Here is a 23,508-nt window from a genome sequence, read left to right on the forward strand (position 1 = left end):
AAAAGAGGGAGGCCCGGCGCAGCCGCACGCACGCGCCGTGCCTCCCTCACAGCTGGGGCGTATGCCCCTGTCACGTCAGCTTTGCCAGCTGGGTCAATATCCGATGCACCCCATCCCACAAAGCATCCTGCCTCCGGGTTATATCCTCCAGGTCGGCGTCGTAAATGCGCCCGGTTTCATGCACGCGGCGGGTCAGCTGGTTCAGGTTGTTGCTGGAATAGCGCATCAGGGACACCAGCTCCTTCAGCTCCGGCAGTTCCAGACGCACCACATAGCCGTCCAGGGCCATCTTGCGCAGATAGGCTTCCCGGTTCTTTGTCCCCAGCTGGGCCATCTTCTGCTCGATCAGCGCCAGTTCCTCCGGCGAGACCCGGAAGTTCAGCTGCACCTCCCGTTTGCGCTTGGGGCCGCTCACCGCTCCGGCTCCTTTTTCTTATGGATGTGAGCTTTCTTTTCAGCGGGGCGCGGCTCCTGTTTCAGCTGGCGGCGGACCGAGCGGCGAGGCGGACGCAGCTCCTTGGAGCGGTCCTCACTGGCCAGGATGGTAACATAGGTGCCGGGCAGGTCCTTCATGCCGGTGATCGCCAGACTGCGGAACGGCAGCAGCGCCATCAGCCGGTCATGAGCCTGGGTGCCTGCGCGGGCCAGAAAGTCCGGCGAAACGCGGGCCATGTAGTGGGTGCCGTGGGGGCTGTTGGGCGTATCCGGCGCACGAAGCTCCTGCAAGAGCCGGGCGGCCTCGGCGCGGATTTCCTCTGGCGTCAGCGGCTGGAGCCGCAGATAGTCCTGCCGCGCCTGGCTCAAGAACAGATCGACCAGGCCGGAGTGGCTGTCCACCACAAAGTCCAGGTTGCGTTCGCCGCCAAAGCCGTCCGGGTTGGGCGGGATGTCCACCGTCCTGGCCCACGCCTTGTTGGCCGGGCTGAAACGCTCATCCCAATCTTTCTGCTGCACGGTGTTTGCCAGCACATAGAGGGTGCGGGTATAGCCGAACTGCTCAATCACCTGGGGCACCGCATCCTTGTCCAGCCGGTTGTCCCGGTAATGTTCCGAAATGGACGCCTCGATGGCCTCCTTGCAGGCGATGTTGGCGCGGCGGGACGCCCGGTACAAATCCAGATCGCCCTGTTCGCGGGCATAGGCGGCGTCGTGCCGGTAGAGCGGAATCTCCCGCTGGGCGTCCAGCGCCGCCTCGGCCCGCTGCTCGATGCTGTCCCGCACCACATCCATGTAGGAAGTCTCCCGGTCAGAAAACTCCTTGTAGACATCGGCCAGTGGGGACGGCGACGCCAGCAGCGCGGCGGCCCTGCTTTGGGGCAGGTCCAACTCCTCCATTGCCACCAGAATGTCCTCCCGGACCGTGTACTCATAGGTATGCTTTAGGATTTCCTCCGGGGGCTGGCTTTTCAGCCAGTCCCGGAACTTGTCCTGTTCGGCGGCCATCTTCTCATAGAGGACCGTGTTTTTGTCGGTATTCATCTTATCGCACCTCCTGTTCGTGGTGTTTGGGTTTCTTTTCGGGATTGCGCGGCACCGGGCGTTTCAGACCCTCCAGCACCGAGGGGCGGCTGCTCTTGGCAAGCATCGTCTCCGGCGCAGGGCGGCTCCGGCCGTCCATGTTCAGCAGTACGTCCAGCTCGGCCAGCCGGGCGGACTTTACCCGCAAATCATCCTCAAAGGGGAATGGCTTGCCCACCTCCGCCTTGGCGGCGGCCTGCTGCTGGTAGAGATTGTCCAGCTGGTTCTTCACCGCCTCCAGCCGCTGGGGCATCTGGCTGAGCGCATTGTCGATACGGGTGAGGTTTCCACGGGGGTCTGTGCCCAGCGTCGCCCGGTGGGTCATCTGGCCTTTCAGCAGGAGCATATACTCCTGCCGGAAAGCGTCAAACGACACCGACATGGTGAAGCCCAGGTAACTGCCCACCGGCACCGGGTCGTCCCCTTTGACCTCCTTGCAGGCGTCCAGCAGCGCCGCCCCGGCGTTCTCCTTGTCGGTGAGGGTGTCGCCCCGCACTTCCATTCCGGCAAAACCGTCCTCCGGGTGCGGGTGTTCCGCCAGCGTTTTCATATCGGTTTCCAGCCCGGCGATAAAGCCCTTGTTTTTCTCGATCTCCTCCGGGAAGGTTTTGAGCAGCTGGTCCTCCAGGCGGTACTGCTTGCTCTGGTGGTCGGCCTTCATCAGCTTTAACCGCGCCACGTCCACATCCAGGTCCATGCGCTCCTTGATGCGCGGGTCCCCGGCGCACAGTGCCTTGATCTCAGCAAAGGAAAGCGCCGTTTCATCCACATCGTCGCAGCTTCGCACCGGCGATTTGGAGGTCATGATCTGGCTGATGAATTTCTGTTTGTTTTCCACCGTCTGCCAGAGGTAGGCGTCGAAAGTCCCCTCGGTGACATAGCGGTACACATGGACGGTTTCGTTCTGGTTGCCCTGGCGCTCGATGCGTCCCTTTCGCTGGGCCAGGTCGCCGGGCCGCCACGGGCAGTCCAGGTCATGCAGCGCCACCAGGCGGTCCTGCACGTTGGTGCCCGCGCCCATTTTGGCCGTGCTGCCCAGCAGGACGCGCACCTGGCCGGTGCGGACCTTGGAGAACAGCTCCTTTTTGCGCACCTCGGTGTTGGCCTCATGGATAAAGGCAATCTGCTCGGCGGGCACACCCTGGGCGATGAGCTTTTGCCGGATGTCCTCGTACACGGTAAAAGCCGGTTCCGGCTCGTCCAGCGGCACCGCGTCCTCCAAAGCGTGGAGGGTCGGGTTGTCCAGCGCCTTCGCCACCTTTTTGGCGTGCTTGGCCTGGGGCGTGGAAATGTCGCAGAACACCAGCTGGGTCAGCTTGCCGGCCTCGCCGTCCCGCCAGATCTGCATGATGGTGTCCACGCACTGGTTGACCTTGGTGCCCGGTTCGTCCGGCAGCATCTGGTTGATGATCCGCTGGTCCAGGCCCAGCTTGCGCCCATCCGACGTGATCTTGAGCATATTGTCCACCGATGGGTCCACACTGCCCCGGTGTACTTCGGACGCACGCTCGGAGAGGGCCTTCACCATCTCTTTCTGGATGTCGGTGGGCTGGGCCACGATGTTGTGGTACTCCACCTGCGGGGTGGGCAGGTGCAGCTGGTCGGCGGTCTTGATGTCCGCCACCTCTTTGAATAGGTTCATCAGCTCCGGCAGGTTGAAAAATTTACTGAACCGGGTGCGTGCCCGGTAGCCGGTGCCCTCCGGGGCCAGCTCCAGCGCCGTCACGGTCTCGCCAAACCGGGAGGCCCAGCAGTCAAAGTGTGCCATGCCCAGCTCTTGCAGCCGGTCATATTGGAGATACCGCTGCATGGTGTAAAGCTCGGTCATACTGTTGGAAACTGGCGTGCCGGTGGCAAAGATAACGCCCCGGCTGCCGGTGATCTCATCCATGTAGCGGCACTTGGCGAACATATCCGAAGATTTCTGCGCATCCGTGGTGGAGAGGCCCGCCACGTTGCGCATTTTTGTGTAGAGAAAGAGGTTCTTGTAGTTGTGTGCCTCATCCACAAACAGCCGGTCCACGCCCAGCTGCTCAAAGGTCACCACATCGTCCTTGCGGCCTTCCGCTTGCAGCTTTTCCAGCCGTGCCTCCAGAGATTTTTTCGTGCGCTCCAGCTGCTTGACCGTGAACCGCTCGCCGCCGCTGGCCTCCACCTCAGCGATGCCCTCGGTGATTTCCCAAATCTGCTCATGCAGCAGCCGCTCCTGGCGTTCCTTGCTGATGGGGATTTTCTCGAACTGGGAGTGGCCTATGATGATGGCATCGTAGTCGCCGGTGGCGATGCGGGCGCAGAACTTCTTGCGGTTATGCTTCTCGAAGTCCTTTTTGGTTGTCACCAGGATGTTGGCGGACGGGTACAGCCGCAGGAACTCCGAAGCCCACTGTTCGGTCAGGTGGTTTGGCACCACGAATAAGCTCTTTTGGCAAAGACCCAGCCGTTTGGCCTCCATCGCGGCCCCCACCATTTCAAAGGTCTTGCCTGCGCCCACTTCATGGGCCAGCAGCGTGTTGCCGCCGTACAGCACATGGGCGATGGCATTTTTCTGGTGTTCCCGCAGGGTGATGGCCGGGTTCATACCGCCGAACACAATGTGGCTGCCGTCATACTCGCGGGGGCGGGTGCTGTTCATTTCCTCATTGTACTGGCGCACCAATGCCTGCCGCCGCTCCGGGTCGCGCCAAATCCAGTCCTTGAACGCCTCCCGGATGGCCTGCTGCTTTTGGGCGGCCAGGGTGGTCTCCTTGGCGTTCAGCACCCGGCGTTCCTTGCCGTCCGCGTCCTCCACGGTGTCGTAGATACGCACGTCCCGCAGGTTCAGGGAATCTTCGAGGATTTTATAGGCGTTGGCACGGCCAGTCCCGTAGGTCGAGTAGGCGGCCACGTTGTTTTGTCCCACGACATTTTTGCCGGAGATCTGCCACTCCGCCGTAAAGGGGGTGTAGTAGACTTCAATGCTGCGCTGGAGGTAAAAAGGCGTGTCGAAGGTCTCGTACATGAATTGCTGGATGTACTCCTTGTCGATCCACGTTGCCCCCAGCCGCACCTCGATCTCGGAAGCGTCCAGGTCTTTGGGTTGGGCGGCGGTCAGGGCCTCCACGTTGACCGCAAAGGCCGGGTCCTGTTCCGCAGCCCGCTGGGCCTGGCGGAGCTTCCGGCGCACGTTGCCGGACAGGTACTCGTCCGCCGTGACGTATTGGGGCCGTTCGCCCTCCGGCACCGGGCCGGGCAGGCGGAAAATCACACCCCGCAGTTCAGCGGCCAGTTCCTCGCCGGTTTTGCCGGTGAGCTGTTCCATGTAGGCCATATCCACGCAGGCTTTTTCAGAAATGGAGACTGCCAGCGCCTCGCTGGCCGTGTCTACGGCGGTGACGGCCTCATGGGGCTTGATCGTGCGCTTGGTGAACATATCTGCCTTGCGCTTCAGTTGGCCGTCCTCGTCCAGCACCTCCAGCGCGCAGAGCAGGTAATAGCTGCTGTCATCGGCAAAAGCCAGCCGGTTCGCCCGGTCATTGATAAGGCCGTACTTGGCAGAGAAATCGTCATAGCGGCGGTTCAACTCGGCCATCTGCGCCCGGATGTCGGCATCCGGCGCGGCGGCGTCCATCTCCAGGTCGATGAGCCGTTGCACACAATCCCGCAGCCCCACCATCCCTTTGACGCGGGCCTCGGCGGTGGCGTTCAGGTCAGGGCGCACCATGCGGCTGTTTTCCCGGAAGTACACCGCGCCGTCCACCACCGTATAGGAGTAGTTCTTCACGTTGGGGTCAGCCGGGAGGGATTCGTCGATGTCCTCGCCATCGCCCAGCTCCGGCAGTGCGGCCTCCTGGTAGGTGCCGTGGATGTGCTGTACGGCATCGTGCAGCTGGTCGGCCAGCTCCAACCCCTCGATGGGGGCCACGGTGTAGTCCTGCTTGCCGTATTGGGTGCTTTCGGCGGTAGGGCGGCCCAGCACCATCTCCGGGTGATCCAGAAAATATTGGTTGACCGTGAAGCCTTCCTCGGTCCGGCCGGTTTGGGTCCAGTCCGGGGCGATGTCCAGCGGACGGTCCCGCTTTTGCAGAAACAGGATGTCGGATACCACATCGGTCCCGGCGTTGGCGCGGAAAGCGTTGTTAGGCAGGCGGATGGCCCCCAGTAGCTCGGCCCGCTGGGCCAGATACCGGCGCACAGTGGAATCCTTGGCGTCCATTGTATAGCGGCTGGTGACGAAAGCCACCACGCCGCCCGGCCGCACCTGATCCAGCGCCTTGGCAAAGAAGTAGTTGTGAATGTTGAAGCCCAGCTTGTTGTAGGCTTTGTCGTTCACCTGATACTGTCCGAAAGGGACGTTGCCGATGGCAAGGTCATAGAAGTCCCGCCGGTCGGTGGTCTCGAAGCCCGCCACGGTGATGTCGGCTTTGGGGTAAAGCTGCCTGGCGATGCGCCCGGAAATGCTGTCCAGCTCCACACCGTACAAACGGCTCCCGGTCATGCTCTCCGGCAGTAAGCCGAAGAAATTGCCCACGCCCATCGACGGCTCCAGAATGTTGCCGGTGCGGAAGCCCATCTGCTCCACAGCTTCATAAACGGCGCGGATGACGGTGGGGCTGGTGTAGTGGGCGTTGAGGGTGGAGGCCCTGGCCGCCTCATATTCCTCCGGGGTCAGCAGTTCCTTCAGCTCCGCATACTCAGCGGCCCACGCGGGTTTGTCAGGGTCGAAGGCATCCGCCAGCCCGCCCCAGCCTACATATTGCGAGAGAATATGCTGTTCTTCTGGGGTGGCATAGCGATTTTCCTGCTCGATCTGCTTCAGTGTGGCGATTGCTTTGATATTGCACCAGAATTTTTCCTTTGGCCCGCCTTTCCCCAGGTCATCGTCCAGAATGCGGAAATTCTCAGGCGGACGCGGTTCGGGCGGCGTGGGTTCCGGCTGGTCAACGTGCAGCCGTTCCACCACTACGTCATAGGGCAAATGGTTCTGTTCGCCAGGATAGACGGTCACCGGTTCGGAATGGAACGCCGGGGCCTCGGCGGCGGGTTCCTCGACGGGCTTGGCAGCTTCGGCAGGTTCTTCCACGGCAGCAGGGGCTTCCATGTACGGTTCGGCCTGCTCCTGCCCAAAGCCGTCCAGCTGACGGGCATACAGCCCGCGCAGCAGGGGCGCGACCTCATCCCAGCGAAAATACAGCATGGCCAGCCGCTTTTCGTCAGCATCCAGCACTTCCAACTCGATGCCTTCGGACGTGGTGCGGTAGTCGGCGGTATCGCCGGTCTCCAGCTCCATCGTTTCGATGATGCCGGGGAAGGCCCGGCCCAGCCATTGGGCGATCTCGCGGTTGGGCTTGCCAGTGTGCAACAGCTCGGACAGCTCCGCCTTGTCCGGCGCGCCGATCAGGCCGTGGACCAGCACGTCCCGCAGGTCCTGGTCAGCCGTGTCGGGGTTTACAGGCAAAAATTCGTTGATGGCTTCGTTGCGGGTGTCCGCACGCAGCAGCGTCTCGAACCGCTCCCGGCTCTCGGCCCGGAAGATGGGGTAGCTCATGCCAGAGGGCAGCAGCTGCACCGTGTCCTCCCGTAGCTCGGTGATCTGGTATTCCTGATTGTCCAGATAAACCGTATCACCCACATGATAGACCGGCGCAGCAGGGTCATAGACCTTTTTCTCCGGGATAGCCTGCCGGATGGCTTCATATTCCTCATCCGATACGGTAATATCCATCTCATGGGTGGGTTCACCGCTGCCGATGGTGAGGGTGTCGCCCTCGCGGGTGATGGGCTGGCCGGATAAGTCCGGCACAGGTACAGGCAGGAACTCACCATTGTCCAGATATTTCTCAAATATTTCGCGCCGCATCTCCACTGGCTCCTGGTCAGGGACGCTGGGCATGGTGTACCAAATGTAATCCTCGTCAACATGGTCAAGAACCATCCGAACCACGGGGCTTTTATCATCAATGAAAGCGTCTATGGCATCTCCTGGGTGATAGGTGTGGCCACCTGGGCTGGTGTAGGCTTCCGGCTCATCCCCTCCGGCGGCACGTTCCACGTCGGCCATGACCTGCTGGATAAACGGGTCATTGTCCAGCTTTTCCGGGTCCACCACCTGGCCGTTCACGATGCCGCGCTCGGCCAGGGCCTCCCGAATGGCGATGGGGTCGATGCTGTCAAAACGGTCCTGTTCTTCTTGGGCATAGAACCGATCTTCCTTGATAAGCTGGGCGATCCGGCGCTGCACCTTGGGCCAGGGCAGCATCGTTCCATTGGGGCTTTCCGGGCGTACTGCAAACGGGGTTTTGCCGTCGCCGCCGTCAAACTCATGGGCCAGCCATTCGGCGGTATCTTTTTCCCGCGCATGGTCTTTCATGTAGCGGACAACGGCGTGCTTGCTTTCGATCTTGCCGTTCCAGTCCTGGATAGCTCGGTCAATGTCATTGTCCGAAAGTGGGCGCAGCATCTCATGGAGCTTGGGATAAGTCTCAGCGATGACTTCACGGTGAAGGCGCTGCCGGAACTCCGGGGTGTAGGAATAGAGGTGAAGCAGCTCCTTATTGCCAGACGCTAAAACAGCGCGCTGGATAGCCGATCTTCCTTCGATCACGGCGCTTTCATAATCACTGTGACCGCAGGTGTTCTGGTATCTGGTGTCTTTGGTAACGGCCTCCAACACAATGGGTTTGTATCGCTCATGCAGCTCCCGGAGAGTGAGCCTTGCCGCCTCCGCCTCATAGTCGCCAGCTTCTGGCTGCGGCTGCTCCTGGGCAAAAAAAGAAGCAGAGGGCGTTTTCACACTCTCTGCTTCATCAATTTTCTGGATTTGTTCCGCTTCGGAGAGGAACAGGTTTAAGCTCAGCTGTTGATAAGTTCCGCCATCAGAATCTCCTCGGCCTGGGCCTTGCAGGTGTTCATCAGGCCCACCCACTGCATCGGGTCGCGGGCTTTCAGTTCCTCCGTCGCGCCCGCCGCCTCGGCCAACCGGGGCATCATCTGCTCCAGACGGCTGTTCGCGGTCTCGTCGATCTCCTGAAGGTGCGGGTACAGCTTCTCGCTCATCAGCAGCTGGTTGTACAGGATGGGCCGATGCTCCTTCAGGTACGCTTTGCGCATCCTGCCGTACTTGCCCAGGGGCCTCTGCGGCTGCTCGGTCAGGTTCAGGTCGGGAATCAGGTAATCTCCGTTCCTCGTGTAAGTCAGGTTGTTCTCCATGTGTGACGCTCCTTTCTGCGAGTTGTTCACGTTCATAGTTCTGGATGGTGACGCCGATCTGCCGCAGCACCTGCTGGTTTACCTGGCTGACCGCCGTGCCCAGCGCCCCGATGGCCGCAGGGGTGTTGAAGTCGAAGATCGGCATGAAATCTTCATGGCCGAAATACTGCTCCGGTTCCAGCCCGCAGCGGGACATGAGGGCATAGGTGATGCTGACGGTGGCGGCGGATTTGAATTGCACCTCGATGTTGTACTCATCGTACTCCTCCAAAAAGGAACCGTCAACGATATAGAGAATGTCCTGCCTGTGTTCGTCCCAGTATTCCTCCGCCAGCTTGGCGGCCACATCAGCCAGTTGCTGGGCCAGGTCGTTGCTGCTCACATCGTAGTTGCGTTCCAGCATAGCCGACAAAGGCCCAATGTGCCGTTCCTCCAGCTGCCACAGCCAGGGGGTGCGGGAATGTTCCCGCGTGCCGGTGTCGGAAATATCGAACACATAGCGCAGGCGGGGCCGGTCCCCGGAATCGTCCACCAGGGCGATGCCCTTGGAACCGCGCCGCACATACCGGCCCATGCGGTCATTCCACAGGTCGTACTCGGCGCAGGCGGTAGCGTCCGGGCGCTGAGCGTAGATCATCAGCTGCTCATGGAATGGATACTTGTAGAGCCTGGCAGCAGTGGTGAGAAAGCCCGCCCACTCCTGCCAACTGCCGGTGAGCTGGACCGCGACCTTCTCCGCCATCTGCGCGTACATTTCTGCTTTGGTTGGCATGGTTATCTGTCCTCCCTTCCATTCAGGAATCGAAAAGGGGCGGCACGGTGGCCGCCCCGGCTGGTCAAAACAGGGTGTTACTCGTCAAAATCCGGGTACAGTTCCAGCTCGTCAAACTCGACGTCAGTCATGGCACGCAGCTTGGCGAGGGTGCTGTCGGTCAGGGCCAGCAGTTCGGTCTCGTCCGGCTCCAGATGGCCACGCATCTCGGACAACGCCTCGATGGCTCCCAGGCGACTGCCGGGGTTGTAGATACACAGCAAATTGGTTTCCTCAAAGGTCATAGCGTTCATATCAGATCTCCCTTTCCGCGCTCTTTTTGGGCGCTGTCTTTTTGTGTTCGGATTTAGGCTGACTTTTCAGCTGATCCATGACGGACTTCTTCTTGTCCCGATCTTCCCGGTGGGCGGCGGCCGCCAAATCCATGAGAGAGATGGGCTGGCCGCTGCGGGCCTGCTGTTCCAGCTGGGCCACCGTCGGCTCCTTGGTGCCGTTGTTGATAACGCCGTCGATCATGCCATAGTCGTCCTCAACCGTCATCTCCGCACTTTTCAGCGGATTGTCCGGCAGGAAGCCGGGGATTTGCTGAAAGCCAAAACTGTCGCAGTAATGACAGGATACCTTGCCGTCCTGCTTGATGGCAACGATGTCACTGACGCTCATAGACGGGTGGCGGTAGTCGGCAGGGTGTTCGTTGTTGAAGCGGTATTCAAGATTATCCAGCACGCTGCCTTTCAGGTCGCCGGGTGTGAGCGGCGCAGTATAGACCAGATCGTAGTTATCGCGCTGCACAGTCCGCCCGATGGACTTGATCCATTCCAGCCCCTCGTAGCGAATGTCCCTCAGTTCGTCGGTGTGCTTCACCTGATAGATGGCATAACAATCGCCCTTGTGGTTGAGAAACGCCTGCTCTCGTTCCTGCTGGTGGTCCATACGCTCCTTGACCTGAGCATCAAAGGAGGGACTATCCTCCCATTCCTCACGGGTGACGGCAAAAATGCCATCGTGAGCGTCCAGGTCGGCAGTATCAAAGGCCATCGCGGGGTTTTCGCCCTGCTGGACCATGTAAACGGTTAGGTCCTGCGCCATCAGCTCATAGGCGCGTTCTTTGGAAAGGGGCAGAAGGTCGCTGTCCAGGTAGCCGCACTTTTCCAAATCGTCTTGGGTCAGCGCCGGGTCCGGCATGGGGTATTCGTCCAGCGCCTGCTCCGGGGCATCCGGCAGCTGGGTGACTTCCGGCACAGCGGCTTGGGCCGCTGCCTGCATCTGTTGGATTGCCGCCTCCTGCAAGGTCTCGATCATGGACAGCGGTGCATAGCGAATGGACTGGCCGCCCATGCCGCGCATCTCACAGATTTTCAGCGCAGCGGTGGACAGCGACAGCTCCGGCGCATCCAGCTGGCCGCCGTCCAGCTGCTTCATGGTCGCTGCATCGTAGAGCGTGTAGTCCCAGCCGGTGTCGCAGGACTGAACATGAAGATAAGTGGCATCATCAACCAGCAACAGGGCCTCCTGGGCTTCGGCGCTGGGCTGGGTCCTTTCAGTATCGAAGGATACCGGGAATTCCTTATCAGAGTTCCACGCAGTATCTACGCCCATCGCCCTCGCTTCATCCGCCATTTTCACAAGGTTGGGGTCAGGTTCCGGCACCAGCTGGTCCAGACGATCCAACAGCTCGGCAGCTTTTGTGACCGCTTCTCCAGGTTCATTTTCATCGGCAAATTCCTGGAGCCAGTCCCGAACACCGCTGGCATCCCCGCTGCGGAGCGTAGCGGTCAGTTCCCGCAGCGCATCCTCACGATTATCCACCTGATCCCGATATTCATAGGTATCGTAGTCAAAAGAAAACTGGTCGATGTCGGCTGCCAGCTGCTCGATAGGGTCCAGCTGCGGTTCCGGGGCAGCAGTCAGGTCAATACCGCGCTCCTTGCAGATAACCTTATAGTGCCGGTCGATGTCGTTAATCAGCTCACCGGCGGTCTTATTGATAGTTTCCAAACTGGCCCGCAGCTCCGGCAGCTCCTTACCCTGGCTCCAGTTGGCGATGTAGCCGAAGCTGTTCTCGCCGGTCTGGATACCGTAATACTGGCAAACCGCGTAGGAAATGCTCTCGGCCTCCACCTCCTCGGTGTTGCGGTCTTTCTTCTTGGGCGGCTCCTTGTCACCGGCCCTGACCGCTTCCTCCTGAGCCTTAGCGTAGTTGTGCAGCTTGCTGTGGGCGATCTCATGGACGGCGGCGGAAACGGTCTGTACCTCGCTCATGCCAGCACGGATGGCGATGCGCTGCCGGTCCGGCGAGAAATATCCGTCCATGTTGGCTGCCATCGGCTCCACAGAGAGCGGCACCGGCGCGGACCGGCGCAGCGCCTCCATGAAAGCCTCGTAGTTCTGGACGTTCCCGGACAGGGTGGACGCCAGCTCCGGCAGGGGTTTGCCGTCCGTCTGGCTTACATCGAACACCTTCACCGGGCGGAACATGGGGATCTCAACTTCCCGTTCCTCCATGACCGCCTTGCCCTCTGCGTCCAGGATGGGGGCCTTGGTGTCCGGGTCCAGCTTCTGTTCCTCAATCTTTTTCTTGAATGGCGTGGGCGCAATGATGGTAATGCCGTGTTCGCCGCGCTTCACATGACGCTCAAACTGATTTTTCCACTTGTTGTACCCGGCCACCAGCGTGGCGTCCGGCTTCTGCATATAGATGAGCATGGTGTTGTTGACGGAGTAGCGGTGGAACCGGGACATCACGGACAGGTAGCGCATATACTTTTCGCTCTCGAACAGCTCCTTGATACCCTGCTCGATGCCCGCCGTGATTTGCTGCAACCGTTCCCGGTTGGTGGGTTTGTCAGCCATGATGTTCACTCTCCCTTCTATGGCCGAAATTTCAGCGGTGTGTTCTGCGATCCACTGGTCCTGTTCCTCGGTGCTGCTGTCGAGAAAGGTGTCCAGCAGATAGCCCATGTAGTCTTTTTTCTGGATGGCCTCCAAAAAGCGCGGGTGCGGGTCCTCGTCCGGCATCTTGGGGGGATAGTCGGCCTCCCATTTTCGGAGCAGGTGGTAGTAGTCCGTCAGGACGCGCCAGCCGTGTTCCCGTTTTTCTTTCCGTACCTGCGCCTCGGATTTTTGCCGGACATAGCTTCGCCGGGGCGGGGCCTTGCTGTCATAGGAAAGGCCAAAATCCTGGGCCAGCTTTTCGGCGGCCTCCTTGGGGGACAGGTCATAGAGCCGGGCGGTGAAGTCGATCACGTCGCCGTCTGCGCCGCAGCCAAAACAGTGGAAACGGGTGTCCACCTTCATGCTGGGGTGGCGGTCATCGTGGAAGGGGCAGCAGGCCATGCCGCCGCGCCCCACCGCGATGCCGTAAAGCTCCGCCGCCTCCCGGACGGTGACGGACTGTTTTACGACTTCAAAGACGCTCTCGCCCATGCTCACTTGCCGCCCGCTTTCGGGATGGGTGGTTTGTACCCGGCGGCCTTGGCCCGTTCGCTGGCGGCCTTGCGGCGCTCGGCGCTGTACGGCTCCCGCACCGACACGCAGCGTTTGGGCACCGTAAAGGTCTGACGGTCCTTTTTCACGATCTGGTCCGGGTACTTCTCCGCCAGCCGCCGCAGCTTTTCCAGCAGGCGCGGGTCGTGGGAATAGACCTCGGCGGTGGCCTCGGCCTGGTTGTAGAGGATAATCGTTTCCTGTTCATACAAACTCAGTTTCATTTGCCGCCGCCTTTCTGCCGGTCAAAGTCCAGCTTGAAGTTGACGTACTGGCCGGTATCCTCCAGCACCACGGTGGCGTCGTAAGTCTTGCCGCTTTTCTCGGAGTACAGCCCCGCCACATGGGCGCGGCCATCTTTTAGCAGCGCCGCCACAAGGGCTTTGGTGGGCTGCTTGCGCTTCGCTGCCCACCAGTTGTTATTCTTCCAGATTGCAAAATTGCAAGATTTGTCCTGGCAGAAGAAGCCTTTTTGCATTTCTGCAATCTCACCGCCGCAGCGGGGGCATTTGCCCACCACCTCGCGGGGCGGGGCAAACAGGTACTCGCTGCCCTTGATGACCTGATAGGTCCCCACCAGCTCCTTCAGCATGGCGGTGATCTCGGCCATGAAGTCCTCCGGGGCCAGCTCGCCGCGCTCGATCTCACCCAGCCGGTACTCCCACTCGGCGGTCAGCAGCGGGGATTGAAGCTGCTCCGGCAGGACGGTAATCAGGGAAATGGCATCGTGGGACGGCAAAAGCTGCACGGTTTTCTTGTTCTTTTTGCGTTCCAGAAAGCCGGTGGACACCAGCTTCTCCAAAATCCCGGCGCGGGTGGCGGGGGTGCCCAGCCCTTTGCGCTCGGCGTCCTCCGGCATATCGTCCTTCCCGGCAGTTTCCATCGCGGAGAGCAGGGTGTCCTCGGTGAAATGCTTGGGCGGGGTAGTCTTGCCCTCCTTGACGGCGGCACCGGCGACCGGCAGCTCCTGGCCTTCGGCCAGTTCCGGCAGCGCCTTATCTTCGGAATTGCCGTCCTGTTCCGGCGCACTTTTCATGCTGGCCCGGTAGGCGGCATCCAGCGCCCGCCAGCCGGGTTGCTTCACCGTGCGGCCTTTGGCGGTGAACTCCGCGCCATCGCACTCCACAACAACGGCAGTTTCCGCAAAGATATAGGGCTGGGCCACAGCGCACAGCAGCCGCAGGGCCACCAGCTCCAAAATCGCTCGTTCGCCCACCGGCAGCGCGATCAGATCCGCCTCCCGGATGTTCCGGGTGGGAATCACGGCATGGTGGTCGGTCACTTTCTTGTCGTTGATGACCGCCGCCGCATCGCAGGAAATGGCGATGCCCTTGCGGAACGGCATGGTGTTGGCGACCAAATTCACCAGCACCGGCAGGCCCTCGGCCATATCAGAAGTCAAGTAGCGGCTGTCCGTCCGGGGATAGGTGCAGAGCTTCTTTTCATAGAGGTTTTGCAGATAGTCCAGCGTCTGCTGCGCCGTATAGCCCAACAGGCGGTTGGCGTCCCGTTGGAGGGTGGTCAGGTCATAGAGGGCGGGTGGCTTCTCGGATTTGTCCCTGCGCTCCACCTGTTTCACCGTGGCGGCCGCACCCTGACAGACAGTTTTCAACTGTTCGGCATCGGCTTTCTTGTCCATGCGGGCGCTGGCAGCAGTAAAACCGGGCAGGTCCAGAGCCACAGAATAGAACGGCACCGGCTTGAAGGCGTCGATCTCGGCCTCCCGCTGGACGATGAGGGCCAGCGTCGGGGACATGACCCGCCCGATATTGAGGGTGCGGTGGTACAGCACCGAAAACAGCCGGGTGGCGTTGATACCCACCAGCCAGTCGGCCTTGGCCCGGCAGAGGGCCGCCTGGTGCAGCCCGTCATAGTCCGTACCGGGGCGCAGGTGTGCAAAGCCCTCCCGGATGGCGGAATCCTCCATGCTGCTGATCCACAGCCGTTTCATGGGTTTGGTACAGCCCGCCAGGCAGTAGACCGTGCGGAAGATCAGCTCACCTTCGCGCCCGGCATCGCAGGCGTTGACTACCTCGGTCACGTCCTCCCGCCGCAGCAGGGTGCGCAGCACGTCAAACTGTTCCCGCTTGTCCTTGGCGATGGTAAAGCGCCAGGTCTCCGGCAAAATCGGCAGATCGTCATAGCGCCACTTGGCATAGTCGGGGTTGTAGGCGGCGGCATCCGCCAGCCCGGCCAGGTGCCCCAGGCACCAGCTCACCAGCCAGCCGTTGCCTTCTAAATAGCCATCTTTGCGGGTGGCGGCCCCCAGCACGGCGGCCAGGGAGTTTGCCACCGAGGGTTTCTCGGCAATTACCAATTTCATTTTTGCTTCCTCCTTTCACGCAGCCACGCAGTCAGCTCTTTGTGGCAAAAGCCCACGCAGGGCTGGCCGGGGCGGTAGTTTCCACAGCCATAACAGGGGTGGCCGGGAGATAAAGAGGGAGGGCGGGAAGCCGCCTTCCCGCCCTCCGGCCTGCGCGTCATCATGGGTTCAAAGGGGTTGTCGGTGAACCGGGTCATTTGGCCGGGGTCTCGCTTTTCTCATCGCCGCCCCCGTCGGCGTCCTCCGGCTCGTCGGATTCCTCGGTCTCCCAGGGGTCCGCATCCTCCTGTTCGGTATCGTCCTCGCCGTAGTCGTAATCATCCAGGTCATCGCTGCCCTTGGTCTTGGGCTTCTGCTTGATGAATTTGAAGTAGACCAGCGCACCGATGCCGCCCAGCACAGCCAGCACCACCAGCAGCATCGCCGGGTTCAGCCCTGCCGGTTCCTGTTCCGGCTCGGTTTCTGCCTCCGGGTCAGGGGTGGGTTCCGGCTCCTGGCCCGTACACTCCGCCATATTCACGGCGCACACCGGGCAGGCCATGTTCACCGCACCGGCGGCACACTTCTCGGTGCAGTTGCAGACGGCGGGGGCTTCCTGCGCCGTCTCACCGTCCTCCATCAGCGCCTCCAGATCGGCCTCATCCACCTGGTTCAAGAAGTGGACGGCAGTCTCCTTGTCCTTGTTGGCGCGGTCAATGAGGATATAAAAGTAGTTGCCTGCCTTGGTGGTGACGGTGATGAGCTGCTTGTTGCCGCCAAAGTCATCCACCAGGGCCGCGTTGCCCTCCGGGGTCAGGGCGGGGCTGTCCTCAGTTTCCTCCACCACCACGTTGCTGTCATTGGTGGCGTCCGCAGCCAGTGTGGCTATCGGTGCAGGGTCAGCGCCCTGGGCAAAGGCGGTCACAGAAAAGCCGCCCATCAGCATCAGGCAGGTGCAAAGGGCGGCAAAGGTTCTGAAAATCTTCTTATTCTTCATGGGTCATTTCCTCCTGTTCAGAATCAGCGGGACCCGCCGCCCGGCCGGGCACCATGCCGCCGGACAGCATGGCGGACAGCTGGGCCGGGGTCATGCGCAGGGCGCGCACCATCTGGACGATCTCCAGGTTCTCCGCCTCGGTTTTCTGCGCTTCCAGGTCTTTCAGCTTTTCCTGCTGTTCCGCGATCTTCTCGCGAGTTTTGGCGATCTCCTGGTCGATGCGCTCGATTTTGTTTTTAGCCATAGTCAAATCACTCCATTCCATATCGCTCTTTCCAAGCGTAGTTGCGCCCCAAACCTTTGACGGTTTTGAGATGGGGCATCGCGTTTTCTTCGATGGCAAGCGCCCGCCGGTACAGGTCGGGGTGCTGCCGTTTCAGGGCTTCGATTTCCTCTCGCTTCATGCTGGGACAGAAGAAGCAGGACGATTTGCCGGGCAGAGGCAGACCCGCCTCCTGGATCGCCCGAATACAATCGTCCCGCGTCCAGTGCCAATCCTCGATCAGCGGGTAGCGGTTCTCATATTTTTTGTCCGCTTCATTGAATTTTCTGGAATGCTTGCTCATACCGTTTCCGCTCCCCGGCATCGTAGCCGATAAACCGTGTGACCCGGTTCCCGGCCTGCCACACAGCGCGGCACAGCGGGTGGTGGTTACAGAACTTTTCCTGCGGCCCGACCTTGTGCTTCTGAGAACACCGCTTAAACCCGTAAGCAATGGAGGGAAGCGTGCCGGATCGCAGACACTCTGTTTCCAATGTCAGGCGGTTGCCGTTGCGGTCCATCTTTTCCACCACCGTGATGGGCGGCATACCGTGGGCGCGAAGCCATTCGTTCATAGTTTCAAGGAACTGATAGGTGTGGGGATGTTCCGCCCCGGTATCCGCAAAGGTGATAAGGTCAACGGGAATCCCGTGCTGATGAAGCCCAACTAAAAGAGCGGCACTGTTCGTGCCGCCCCCAAAGGATACAATATTCAGTTTTTATACCTCCGCAAAAAATCACCAATTCATCAAGCCGTAGCCCTTGATGCACTCGTAGGTCAAGGAATAACTCTTGATCTTGCAAGCGTCGCCGGAATTGCCCTCCACGGTGTAAACCCGGCTGCCATCGGTGCCGACAACAATGCCCACATGGTCGGCGCTGCCGTCCAGGTCCCAATCGAAGAAGATTGCGTCGCCGGGGGCGATGTTGGCGTAATCCCGCCCGCCCCATTGTCCATGCGACTGGAACCAGGGAATGCCCTGGGACTGGCAGGCGGCAAAGCGCGGCTCGGAAAGGCCCATCTGGCCGTAGCACCAGGACACAAAGCAGGCGCACCATTCCACGCGGGAATTAAAGCCGTACCAGCTCCAATAGGGCTGGCCGCCCACGTTGCCTACCTGGCTTTTGGCGATGTCCACCACCGCCTGATTGCCAGGCCGGGTGCCGTTGACAAACTCCACACCGGCCAAACTCTCGGAATCGCTGGTGTCGGCGGACCCGCCGCCGAAGATCAGGGGCTTGTTGCCCAGCGTCTGCCGGTACACCTGGTACATTTCCAGCTGGTCAGGCGTCAGCAGCTCCGAAGCCACGGAGGAGATGGGCTTGCTGGTGAGGGTCACATTTAAGATGTAATAGTTATAGGGCACTTCCACATCATACTCGTTGCCCTCGCTGTCAGTCCGGGTCTCGGTGCGGTAGCGCACCTCCACTTCCTCGGTCAGCGTCAGCTGGTATTGGGCTGCGAAGATGCGTTCCAACTCCGCCTGAGCGCTTGCCCGCGTGTAGCCCTGCAAGACGGCGGACAGATAGGCCGCCAGCTCATGCGGGTCGTGGCCGATCATGTCCAGGTCATAGCGGTACTCGTCGTAGCCGGGGTGGCTGCTCTCGATGTTGTCGATCTCGGCTTGCAGCGCGGCCTCCTTGGCGGCGTAGTCGGCCTCCACCGCCACCAGCTCCGGGTCATCGGAGGGGTAGGTGGTGCCGGAGATCGCCGAACCGATGCTCTGCGCCATCATGGAACAGGAGGACATGGTGTTGAGCAGCAGGCAGACCAGCAGGAAAATCGCCAGCACGATGCCAAAGCCCTTTTTGTGGCGCATCACATAGGCCCCGGCCTGCTGGGCTTTCTCCTTGACCGTCTTGGCCGCCTTGCCGGTCTTTTGGGCGGCACCGGCGGCGCTCCCGCCGGACTGTGCGGCCCGTTTGGCGGCGGCGTACTGTTTCTTGATTTGCTGTTTCTGCTGCCAGCGGGACAGTGGATTACTGGCTGCCGCAGGGTTTTCATAGACGGATTTCTGGAACAGCGCCTCGATGTTGGCCTTTTCCAGCTTCCGCTCGGCCTGGGCGGCCTTGCGGTAAGGTTTCAGTTTGTGGCTGCGGTAGCCCTCCCGGACCAGATGCACGCCGGTCTCTACGGCTTCCTCGGACTTGTGGGCGCTCTCCACGCCCACGTTATCGTCCTCGGTCTTGCGGATCTCCTGATGGAGCTTACCCGCCACCGCGTTGCCCGGCGCGTCCCGCACCGTATGGGACAGTTTGGAGGGCGGCCGGGGCTTATCCTCCAGCACCAGCTTGGTCGTGACCTTGCCGGTCTTGGGGTCCACCTCGGCCCGCTTGACCTGCTTTTTCGGGATTTTTGCCTGCGCCTTATCCGCTTTGGCGGCGGCCTTTTCCGCCTTGCGGATGGGCTTCTCCAGCGCCGGGTCCGCCCGTTCTTCCTCCGTAAAGCGCAGGCGCGGTTCCTTAATCAAACCATTCCCCCAGCATGAGGGAGGCCGCCATGCTGGAAAGCTCCGCATAGGCCGCCAGCCCCAGCGGACCCACAAAGCGGCACTCGGTCAGGCAGGCATAGAGCTGGGCCACCACGTCGGCCAAAATCTGGACCTCGGTGCCCTCCAGCACGGCACCTCCGGCCTGCCCGCGCTGGACCTTGGCGGCGCACAGAATCTCCACCAGCCGCAGCAGGCCAATTTCGCCGGTTTCAGTCAGTTCAGCGGCCTGGTCCGCCGCCGTGCGGCACTCGGAAACGGCGTCCGCCATCGCCGTCAGCAGCGCGGTGCGCTGAGTTTCCAGCGCCCGGTCCAGAAACATCATGTGGTCGTTATGCAGAATTTCGGGTTTCATCGTCCATCAGCCTCCTTCATTTCCTGGGGTTTGGTCGTCATAATGCGGTACAGTTCGGTATTCTTGGGGAAGTGGTCCACAAAGGGCAGGATGGTGGAGCCGTAGAACAGCAGCCCCTCGCCCTCGCCGGAGTGGGTCACATAGGACAGCTGGTGCGGGGAAATGCCCAGCTGCCGGGCCAAAATCTGCCGGTCACCGCCCGCCTGGTTGAGCATATACACGAAGTCGGAGTTTTCAAAGATGTTCTCCACCTCGCGGGAAGAAAGCAGGTCCTTCACGTTCTGGGTGATGCCCGTGGGAATGCCGCCCCACTTGCGGAACCGCTTCCAAATCTCCACCGTGTAGGCGGCAGTCTGTTCCTCTTTCAAGAGCAGGTGCATCTCGTCGATGTAGTAGCGGGTAGACTTGTGGGCAGCGCGGTTGATGGTGACGCGGTTCCACACCTGGTCCTGGACCACCAACATACCGATCTTTTTCAGCTGCTTGCCCAGCTCCTTGATGTCATAGCAGACAATGCGGTTGTTGATGTCCACGTTGCTGCGGTGGTTGAACACGTTGAGGGAGCCGGTGACGTAGATTTCCAGCGCCGTGGCGATGTACTGCGCTTCTTTCTCATCCTGCGCCCGCAGCAGGTCGTACAAATCCTCCAGAATGGGCATATTCTCCGGGCACGGATCGTTGAGGTAGTCCTGATACACCAGCCGCACACAGCGGTCAATGATGGTTTTCTGCACCGGCTGCAATCCGTCCTTGCCGCCTACGATCAGCTCGCACAGACTGAGGATAAAATCGGATTTGAGGGACAACGGGCTGTCCTCGTCCGAATAGTCCAGGTTCAGGTCCATCGGGTTGATATAGTTGGTGGAGGTGGGCGAGATTTTGATGACCTGCCCGTGTAGCCGCTCCACCAGCGGCGCGTACTCGGCCTCCGGGTCGCAGATGATGACATCATCCGAAGTCAGCAGGAAGCAGTTGGCGATCTCGCGCTTGGCGCTGAAAGATTTGCCGCTGCCCGGCGTGCCCAAAATCAGGCCATTGGGGTTTTTCAGCAGCTTGCGGTCCACCATAATCAGGTTGTTGGACAGGGCGTTGATGCCGTAGTACAGCGCTTCCTTGCCATTTTGAAAAAGCTCCTGTGTCGTGAACGGCACAAAAATAGCCGTAGAGCTGGTGGTCAGACCCCGCTGGATCTCCACCTGGTTCAGCCCCAGCGGCAGGCTACTCATCAAGCCTTCCTCCTGCTGAAAGTCCAGCCGGGTCAGCTGGCAGTTGTACTTCTGCGCGATGGAACTGGCCTGGAAGATGTTGTTGCCCAGCTGGCGGGGATTGTCCGCCGTGTTCAGCACCAGGAACGTCACCAGGAACATCCGCTCGTTGCGGCTTTGCAGGTCCTGCAACAGCTTCTTAGCCTCGGCCCCGTAGGTGGCAAGGTCGGAGGGGATGATGTCCATGTCATACCCGGCGCGGACGGCCTTTTTCTGTTCCTCGATCTTGCTGCGGTCCAGGTCGGTGATCTTGCGCTTCACCGTCTTGATGGCCTTCACCTGATCCACCGACTGGATGTGCAGATTCACAATGAGGGAACTTTCCATATCGAGAAAATCCGCCAGCATACGGTCATTCAGTTCCGGGGCCAGAATCTGCACGAAGCTGACGGACCCGTACTTCTTTCCCATGCGGAACTGCTTGCCGGTGCGGAACTCAAAGCCGGACGGCGCAATAAAGTCTTTGGTGGAAAGACCGCTGGGAGCCAGCCAGTCCCACTCGAACTGGAAGGGCGCCTGCTCGTCCATGTGGAAGATGGCGTGGAGCTGGGCCAGCCGAGCTTTACCGTCCAGGACCTCGGCGGCCACGCCCAGCCGCTTGAAGTTGTTCAGCACATCGGTCTCGATACGCTCCAGACGGGGCTTGGCGGAGCGGATGCTGTCGGCCTCGATGGAAAAGGTCAGGTACTTGGTCTTGATGAGGCCGTTGTTGCCCCGCGCCAGCTGGTTTTGCAGCATCTGCGTGTACTCCACCCGGATGGGGTCAAAGTCATCTCCCTGAGCCGGGATGGTGATGCTGTTGGCGAAGGTCTCCTGGGACGCTGCCAGGTTCAAAAAGGACAGCTGGAAACGGATGGAGCTGTCAAAATAGTTGAGGAAATCGCACCAGCCTTCAAAGATGGCGGTCTTGTCCTCGTTCTGGCTCAGCTGGTAGTTGATGTCCTGGAACTGGATGGTTTTCGTGTAGCGGCCATCCGCCACCTTGCAGATGCCGTCCGGCCACATCCGCTCATAGGGGATGCTGTCCTGGGCGGACTGTTCCTTTTTGCCCGTGCGGTTGGCGCGGGCAATCGCTGCCTCGATCTGTTTGCGTTCGGCGCGGGACAGCTTACGCCGGGGTTTGGTCTGCGGCTCTGCCGGTTCGGCCTGCCGCTTTGTCTTTGCCGTGAACAATGTCATACACCTCCTTGTCGAGATTTGCCTGCCGCTCCAACACGGCATAGAAGTTGTTGGTGCGGTAGGGGCGCTGCTTGGGCCGGATGACGGCTACCTTGAGGATGTTGCCGATGATCTTTTCCAGGGGCTGGCCGTGTTTTTCATACATCGCCAGCATGAAGAAGGGCAGCATGACGAGCATCATGCACATGGCCGCCACGCTGTTGCCAGCAGGCCCCCGGAGCAAAAAGAAAAGCGGCACGCCGATGAGCGCCCCGCAGCCGAAGCAGACAAGCTGCCTCTTGGTTAAGTTGAACGCGACCTTGGTTTTGACTTTCGTCAGGTCTTTGGGTACGGGTACATAAGCCATTTTGAGCATCCTCCTTCCTGGCTCAGTGCGCCTGAAACACTGCTTTGGCGAGACTGCCGGTCTTGAACAGCGTAAAGCACAGCAGCACGGTGTAGCCCACGCAGCTCCAGATTGCCATGATGATGTCCTCCTCGGTGGCGATATTCTGCACCAGCACGGCGTAGATCGCCACACAGACGATAATCAAAAATGCCTGGAAGCCCAGAGCCAGCAGGCTGCGCAAGTAGTTCTGGCCCATGCCGCCCCATTCCTTGCCCATCATGGTCGCCATCGGGATGGGGGCCACCGACGTGACAAGGTAAATTTCGATCATACGGCCATAAATGACGATGAAAATGCAGATATACAGCGCCCACATGGTAATGCCGATAAAGAGCGACTGGAACCACAGGCCGAACAACGGCCCCAGGTCCATATCCATCAGCCGGGACTCCATATCGGTCATAACAGCGGAGATGTCGATGGAAGCGTCCGAACCGATGATGCCAGACGCCTGGGCCACCACGCTTTGGGCCATGTCGAACACGGCCATGACGAGGTTCCAGGTGTTGGTGACGAGCAAAATCGCGGCGGCAGACTTGAACACCCATTTGAAGATCATCCAGGTGTCCACGTCATGCAGGTTGTTGCGGTCGGTAATCATCTGGATCAGCTCCAGCGTCATCACGATGGCCAGGATCACGCCAGCAATCGGCACCATGATGGAGTTGGAAAGGTTCTGGATCATACTGAAAATGCTGCCGTTCCACCCCTGCGGGGTCTGGCCCACCTGCGTGGCGATGTCTCCGACCTGCTGGTTCACGCTGTCGAACATCCCCGTTAAGTTTCCCATGATACCGCCCACCAGCATTTCTTTCAGCCAGTTGGTCAGGGCATCCAATAAGAAATCCATACGGTGTCAGCCTCCTTTCTGCCCCTCCCGCGCACAGCGGGAGGGGGCGAGGATTTCAGCGGGGTACGATCAGACGGTGAACAGGCCGGACAGCAGCGGTACAAGGACCATGCCCACGATGGCGACGCCCGCGCCGGCCATGAGCTGTTTCATGCCCTGCGATTTCGCGCCGGGGTTGTCGTTGCCGTAACCTTCCAGCAGGTTGATGACGCCCCATACGCCGAGACCGGCACCGAGGGCGATAACGAGGGTCTGGAGAACGGTGATTGCCTGATTAAAAAATTCCATAAATAAAGTTGGCCGGAATCTGTTTTGAAATTGGTTTTTAGTCATGGTTCATAGGCATACAAAAGCCGGACAATCTGCCGCCCGGTTTTCGGGCTGGCTGATTCCGGCCTTCCTCCTTTTTCATTATTTTGATAGAGATCGTCCGCTTTGTACGCCGATGGCCCCAGCGGGG

General features: G+C 60.3%; 17 protein-coding genes and 1 pseudogene. All 18 read right to left on the minus strand.

Features of this window, described 5'->3' with window-relative positions; all coding sequences use genetic code 11:
• Positions 1-70: 70 nt before the first annotated feature.
• The 18 genes and pseudogenes from AC0QUU_RS14295 to AC0QUU_RS14380 all read right to left on the minus strand — a co-directional run bounded on the left by AC0QUU_RS14295 (position 71) and on the right by AC0QUU_RS14380 (position 23,336).
• A complete protein-coding gene (locus tag AC0QUU_RS14295) occupies positions 71-415 on the minus strand; it encodes a plasmid mobilization protein (protein WP_007045898.1) in 345 nt (114 codons plus the stop codon).
• Positions 412-1,479 (minus strand): DUF3849 domain-containing protein, encoded by a 1,068-nt coding sequence (locus tag AC0QUU_RS14300; RefSeq protein WP_474543539.1) that lies wholly within the window; start codon positions 1,477-1,479, stop codon positions 412-414. The genes AC0QUU_RS14295 and AC0QUU_RS14300 overlap by 4 nt, the downstream gene beginning before the upstream one ends.
• A gap of 1 nt (position 1,480) precedes the next feature.
• Positions 1,481-7,969: pseudogene (locus AC0QUU_RS14305) on the minus strand (SNF2-related protein); the annotation flags it as partial.
• 377 nt (positions 7,970-8,346) lie between these two features.
• Positions 8,347-8,703: a TnpV protein gene (locus tag AC0QUU_RS14310; protein WP_072849828.1), complete on the minus strand. Its 357-nt coding sequence runs from the start codon at positions 8,701-8,703 to the stop codon at positions 8,347-8,349.
• 849 nt (positions 8,704-9,552) lie between these two features.
• Complete coding sequence (locus AC0QUU_RS14315; protein ID WP_007045895.1) at positions 9,553-9,768, minus strand: transposon-transfer assisting family protein; 216 nt, start codon at positions 9,766-9,768, stop codon at positions 9,553-9,555.
• Between the two features lies 1 nt (position 9,769).
• Complete coding sequence (locus AC0QUU_RS14320) at positions 9,770-12,901, minus strand: LPD16 domain-containing protein (RefSeq protein WP_474543540.1); 3,132 nt, start codon at positions 12,899-12,901, stop codon at positions 9,770-9,772.
• Positions 12,902-12,903: 2 nt separating this feature from the next.
• On the minus strand, positions 12,904-13,185 hold the full coding sequence (locus tag AC0QUU_RS14325) for an immunoglobulin (RefSeq protein ID WP_072849832.1): 282 nt from the start codon (positions 13,183-13,185) through the stop codon (positions 12,904-12,906).
• A complete protein-coding gene (locus AC0QUU_RS14330; protein ID WP_474543541.1) occupies positions 13,182-15,284 on the minus strand; it encodes a DNA topoisomerase 3 in 2,103 nt (700 codons plus the stop codon). The genes AC0QUU_RS14325 and AC0QUU_RS14330 overlap by 4 nt, the downstream gene beginning before the upstream one ends.
• A gap of 193 nt (positions 15,285-15,477) precedes the next feature.
• Positions 15,478-16,260, minus strand: a complete 783-nt coding sequence (locus tag AC0QUU_RS14335) for a DUF4366 domain-containing protein (protein WP_474543542.1) — start codon at positions 16,258-16,260, stop codon at positions 15,478-15,480.
• Entirely contained in the window at positions 16,250-16,504 is a 255-nt protein-coding gene (locus AC0QUU_RS14340; RefSeq protein WP_193500444.1) for a DUF4315 family protein, read from the minus strand. Before AC0QUU_RS14340 ends, AC0QUU_RS14335 begins: the two co-directional genes overlap by 11 nt.
• Before the next feature lie 7 nt (positions 16,505-16,511).
• Positions 16,512-16,826, minus strand: a complete 315-nt coding sequence (locus AC0QUU_RS14345; protein WP_474543543.1) for a hypothetical protein — start codon at positions 16,824-16,826, stop codon at positions 16,512-16,514.
• Positions 16,798-17,238 (minus strand): phosphoadenosine phosphosulfate reductase domain-containing protein, encoded by a 441-nt coding sequence (locus AC0QUU_RS14350; protein ID WP_474545596.1) that lies wholly within the window; start codon positions 17,236-17,238, stop codon positions 16,798-16,800. Before AC0QUU_RS14350 ends, AC0QUU_RS14345 begins: the two co-directional genes overlap by 29 nt.
• A 21-nt stretch (positions 17,239-17,259) precedes the next feature.
• Positions 17,260-18,993, minus strand: a complete 1,734-nt coding sequence (locus AC0QUU_RS14355) for a CHAP domain-containing protein (RefSeq protein ID WP_443985833.1) — start codon at positions 18,991-18,993, stop codon at positions 17,260-17,262.
• Positions 18,986-19,366: a DUF3851 family protein gene (locus tag AC0QUU_RS14360; RefSeq protein WP_054334883.1), complete on the minus strand. Its 381-nt coding sequence runs from the start codon at positions 19,364-19,366 to the stop codon at positions 18,986-18,988. Before AC0QUU_RS14360 ends, AC0QUU_RS14355 begins: the two co-directional genes overlap by 8 nt.
• Positions 19,363-21,804, minus strand: coding sequence for a VirB4-like conjugal transfer ATPase, CD1110 family (locus AC0QUU_RS14365; RefSeq protein ID WP_474543544.1), 2,442 nt, complete (start codon positions 21,802-21,804; stop codon positions 19,363-19,365). Before AC0QUU_RS14365 ends, AC0QUU_RS14360 begins: the two co-directional genes overlap by 4 nt.
• Positions 21,740-22,156, minus strand: a complete 417-nt coding sequence (locus tag AC0QUU_RS14370; RefSeq protein WP_474543545.1) for a PrgI family protein — start codon at positions 22,154-22,156, stop codon at positions 21,740-21,742. The genes AC0QUU_RS14365 and AC0QUU_RS14370 overlap by 65 nt, the downstream gene beginning before the upstream one ends.
• Before the next feature lie 22 nt (positions 22,157-22,178).
• Positions 22,179-23,048 carry a VirB6/TrbL-like conjugal transfer protein, CD1112 family gene (locus AC0QUU_RS14375; protein WP_474543546.1) on the minus strand — a complete coding sequence of 290 codons (870 nt, stop codon included), beginning with the start codon at positions 23,046-23,048 and terminating at the stop codon, positions 22,179-22,181.
• A gap of 69 nt (positions 23,049-23,117) precedes the next feature.
• Positions 23,118-23,336: a Maff2 family mobile element protein gene (locus AC0QUU_RS14380; protein ID WP_007045882.1), complete on the minus strand. Its 219-nt coding sequence runs from the start codon at positions 23,334-23,336 to the stop codon at positions 23,118-23,120.
• Positions 23,337-23,508: the final 172 nt, after the last annotated feature.

This window comes from Mediterraneibacter sp. HA8405, from assembly GCF_056148955.1.

Coding starts and splice junctions, on each gene's coding strand:
- AC0QUU_RS14330 (WP_474543541.1), bottom strand. CDS start 15,284: ATGAAATTGGTAATTGCCGAGAAACCCTCGGTGGCAAACTCCCTGGCC.
- AC0QUU_RS14315 (WP_007045895.1), bottom strand. CDS start 9,768: ATGAACGCTATGACCTTTGAGGAAACCAATTTGCTGTGTATCTACAAC.
- AC0QUU_RS14380 (WP_007045882.1), bottom strand. CDS start 23,336: ATGGAATTTTTTAATCAGGCAATCACCGTTCTCCAGACCCTCGTTATC.
- AC0QUU_RS14360 (WP_054334883.1), bottom strand. CDS start 19,366: ATGAAACCCGAAATTCTGCATAACGACCACATGATGTTTCTGGACCGG.
- AC0QUU_RS14345 (WP_474543543.1), bottom strand. CDS start 16,826: ATGAGCAAGCATTCCAGAAAATTCAATGAAGCGGACAAAAAATATGAG.
- AC0QUU_RS14335 (WP_474543542.1), bottom strand. CDS start 16,260: ATGAAGAATAAGAAGATTTTCAGAACCTTTGCCGCCCTTTGCACCTGC.
- AC0QUU_RS14325 (WP_072849832.1), bottom strand. CDS start 13,185: ATGAAACTGAGTTTGTATGAACAGGAAACGATTATCCTCTACAACCAG.
- AC0QUU_RS14340 (WP_193500444.1), bottom strand. CDS start 16,504: ATGGCTAAAAACAAAATCGAGCGCATCGACCAGGAGATCGCCAAAACT.
- AC0QUU_RS14300 (WP_474543539.1), bottom strand. CDS start 1,479: ATGAATACCGACAAAAACACGGTCCTCTATGAGAAGATGGCCGCCGAA.
- AC0QUU_RS14310 (WP_072849828.1), bottom strand. CDS start 8,703: ATGGAGAACAACCTGACTTACACGAGGAACGGAGATTACCTGATTCCC.
- AC0QUU_RS14320 (WP_474543540.1), bottom strand. CDS start 12,901: ATGGGCGAGAGCGTCTTTGAAGTCGTAAAACAGTCCGTCACCGTCCGG.
- AC0QUU_RS14370 (WP_474543545.1), bottom strand. CDS start 22,156: ATGGCTTATGTACCCGTACCCAAAGACCTGACGAAAGTCAAAACCAAG.
- AC0QUU_RS14375 (WP_474543546.1), bottom strand. CDS start 23,048: ATGGATTTCTTATTGGATGCCCTGACCAACTGGCTGAAAGAAATGCTG.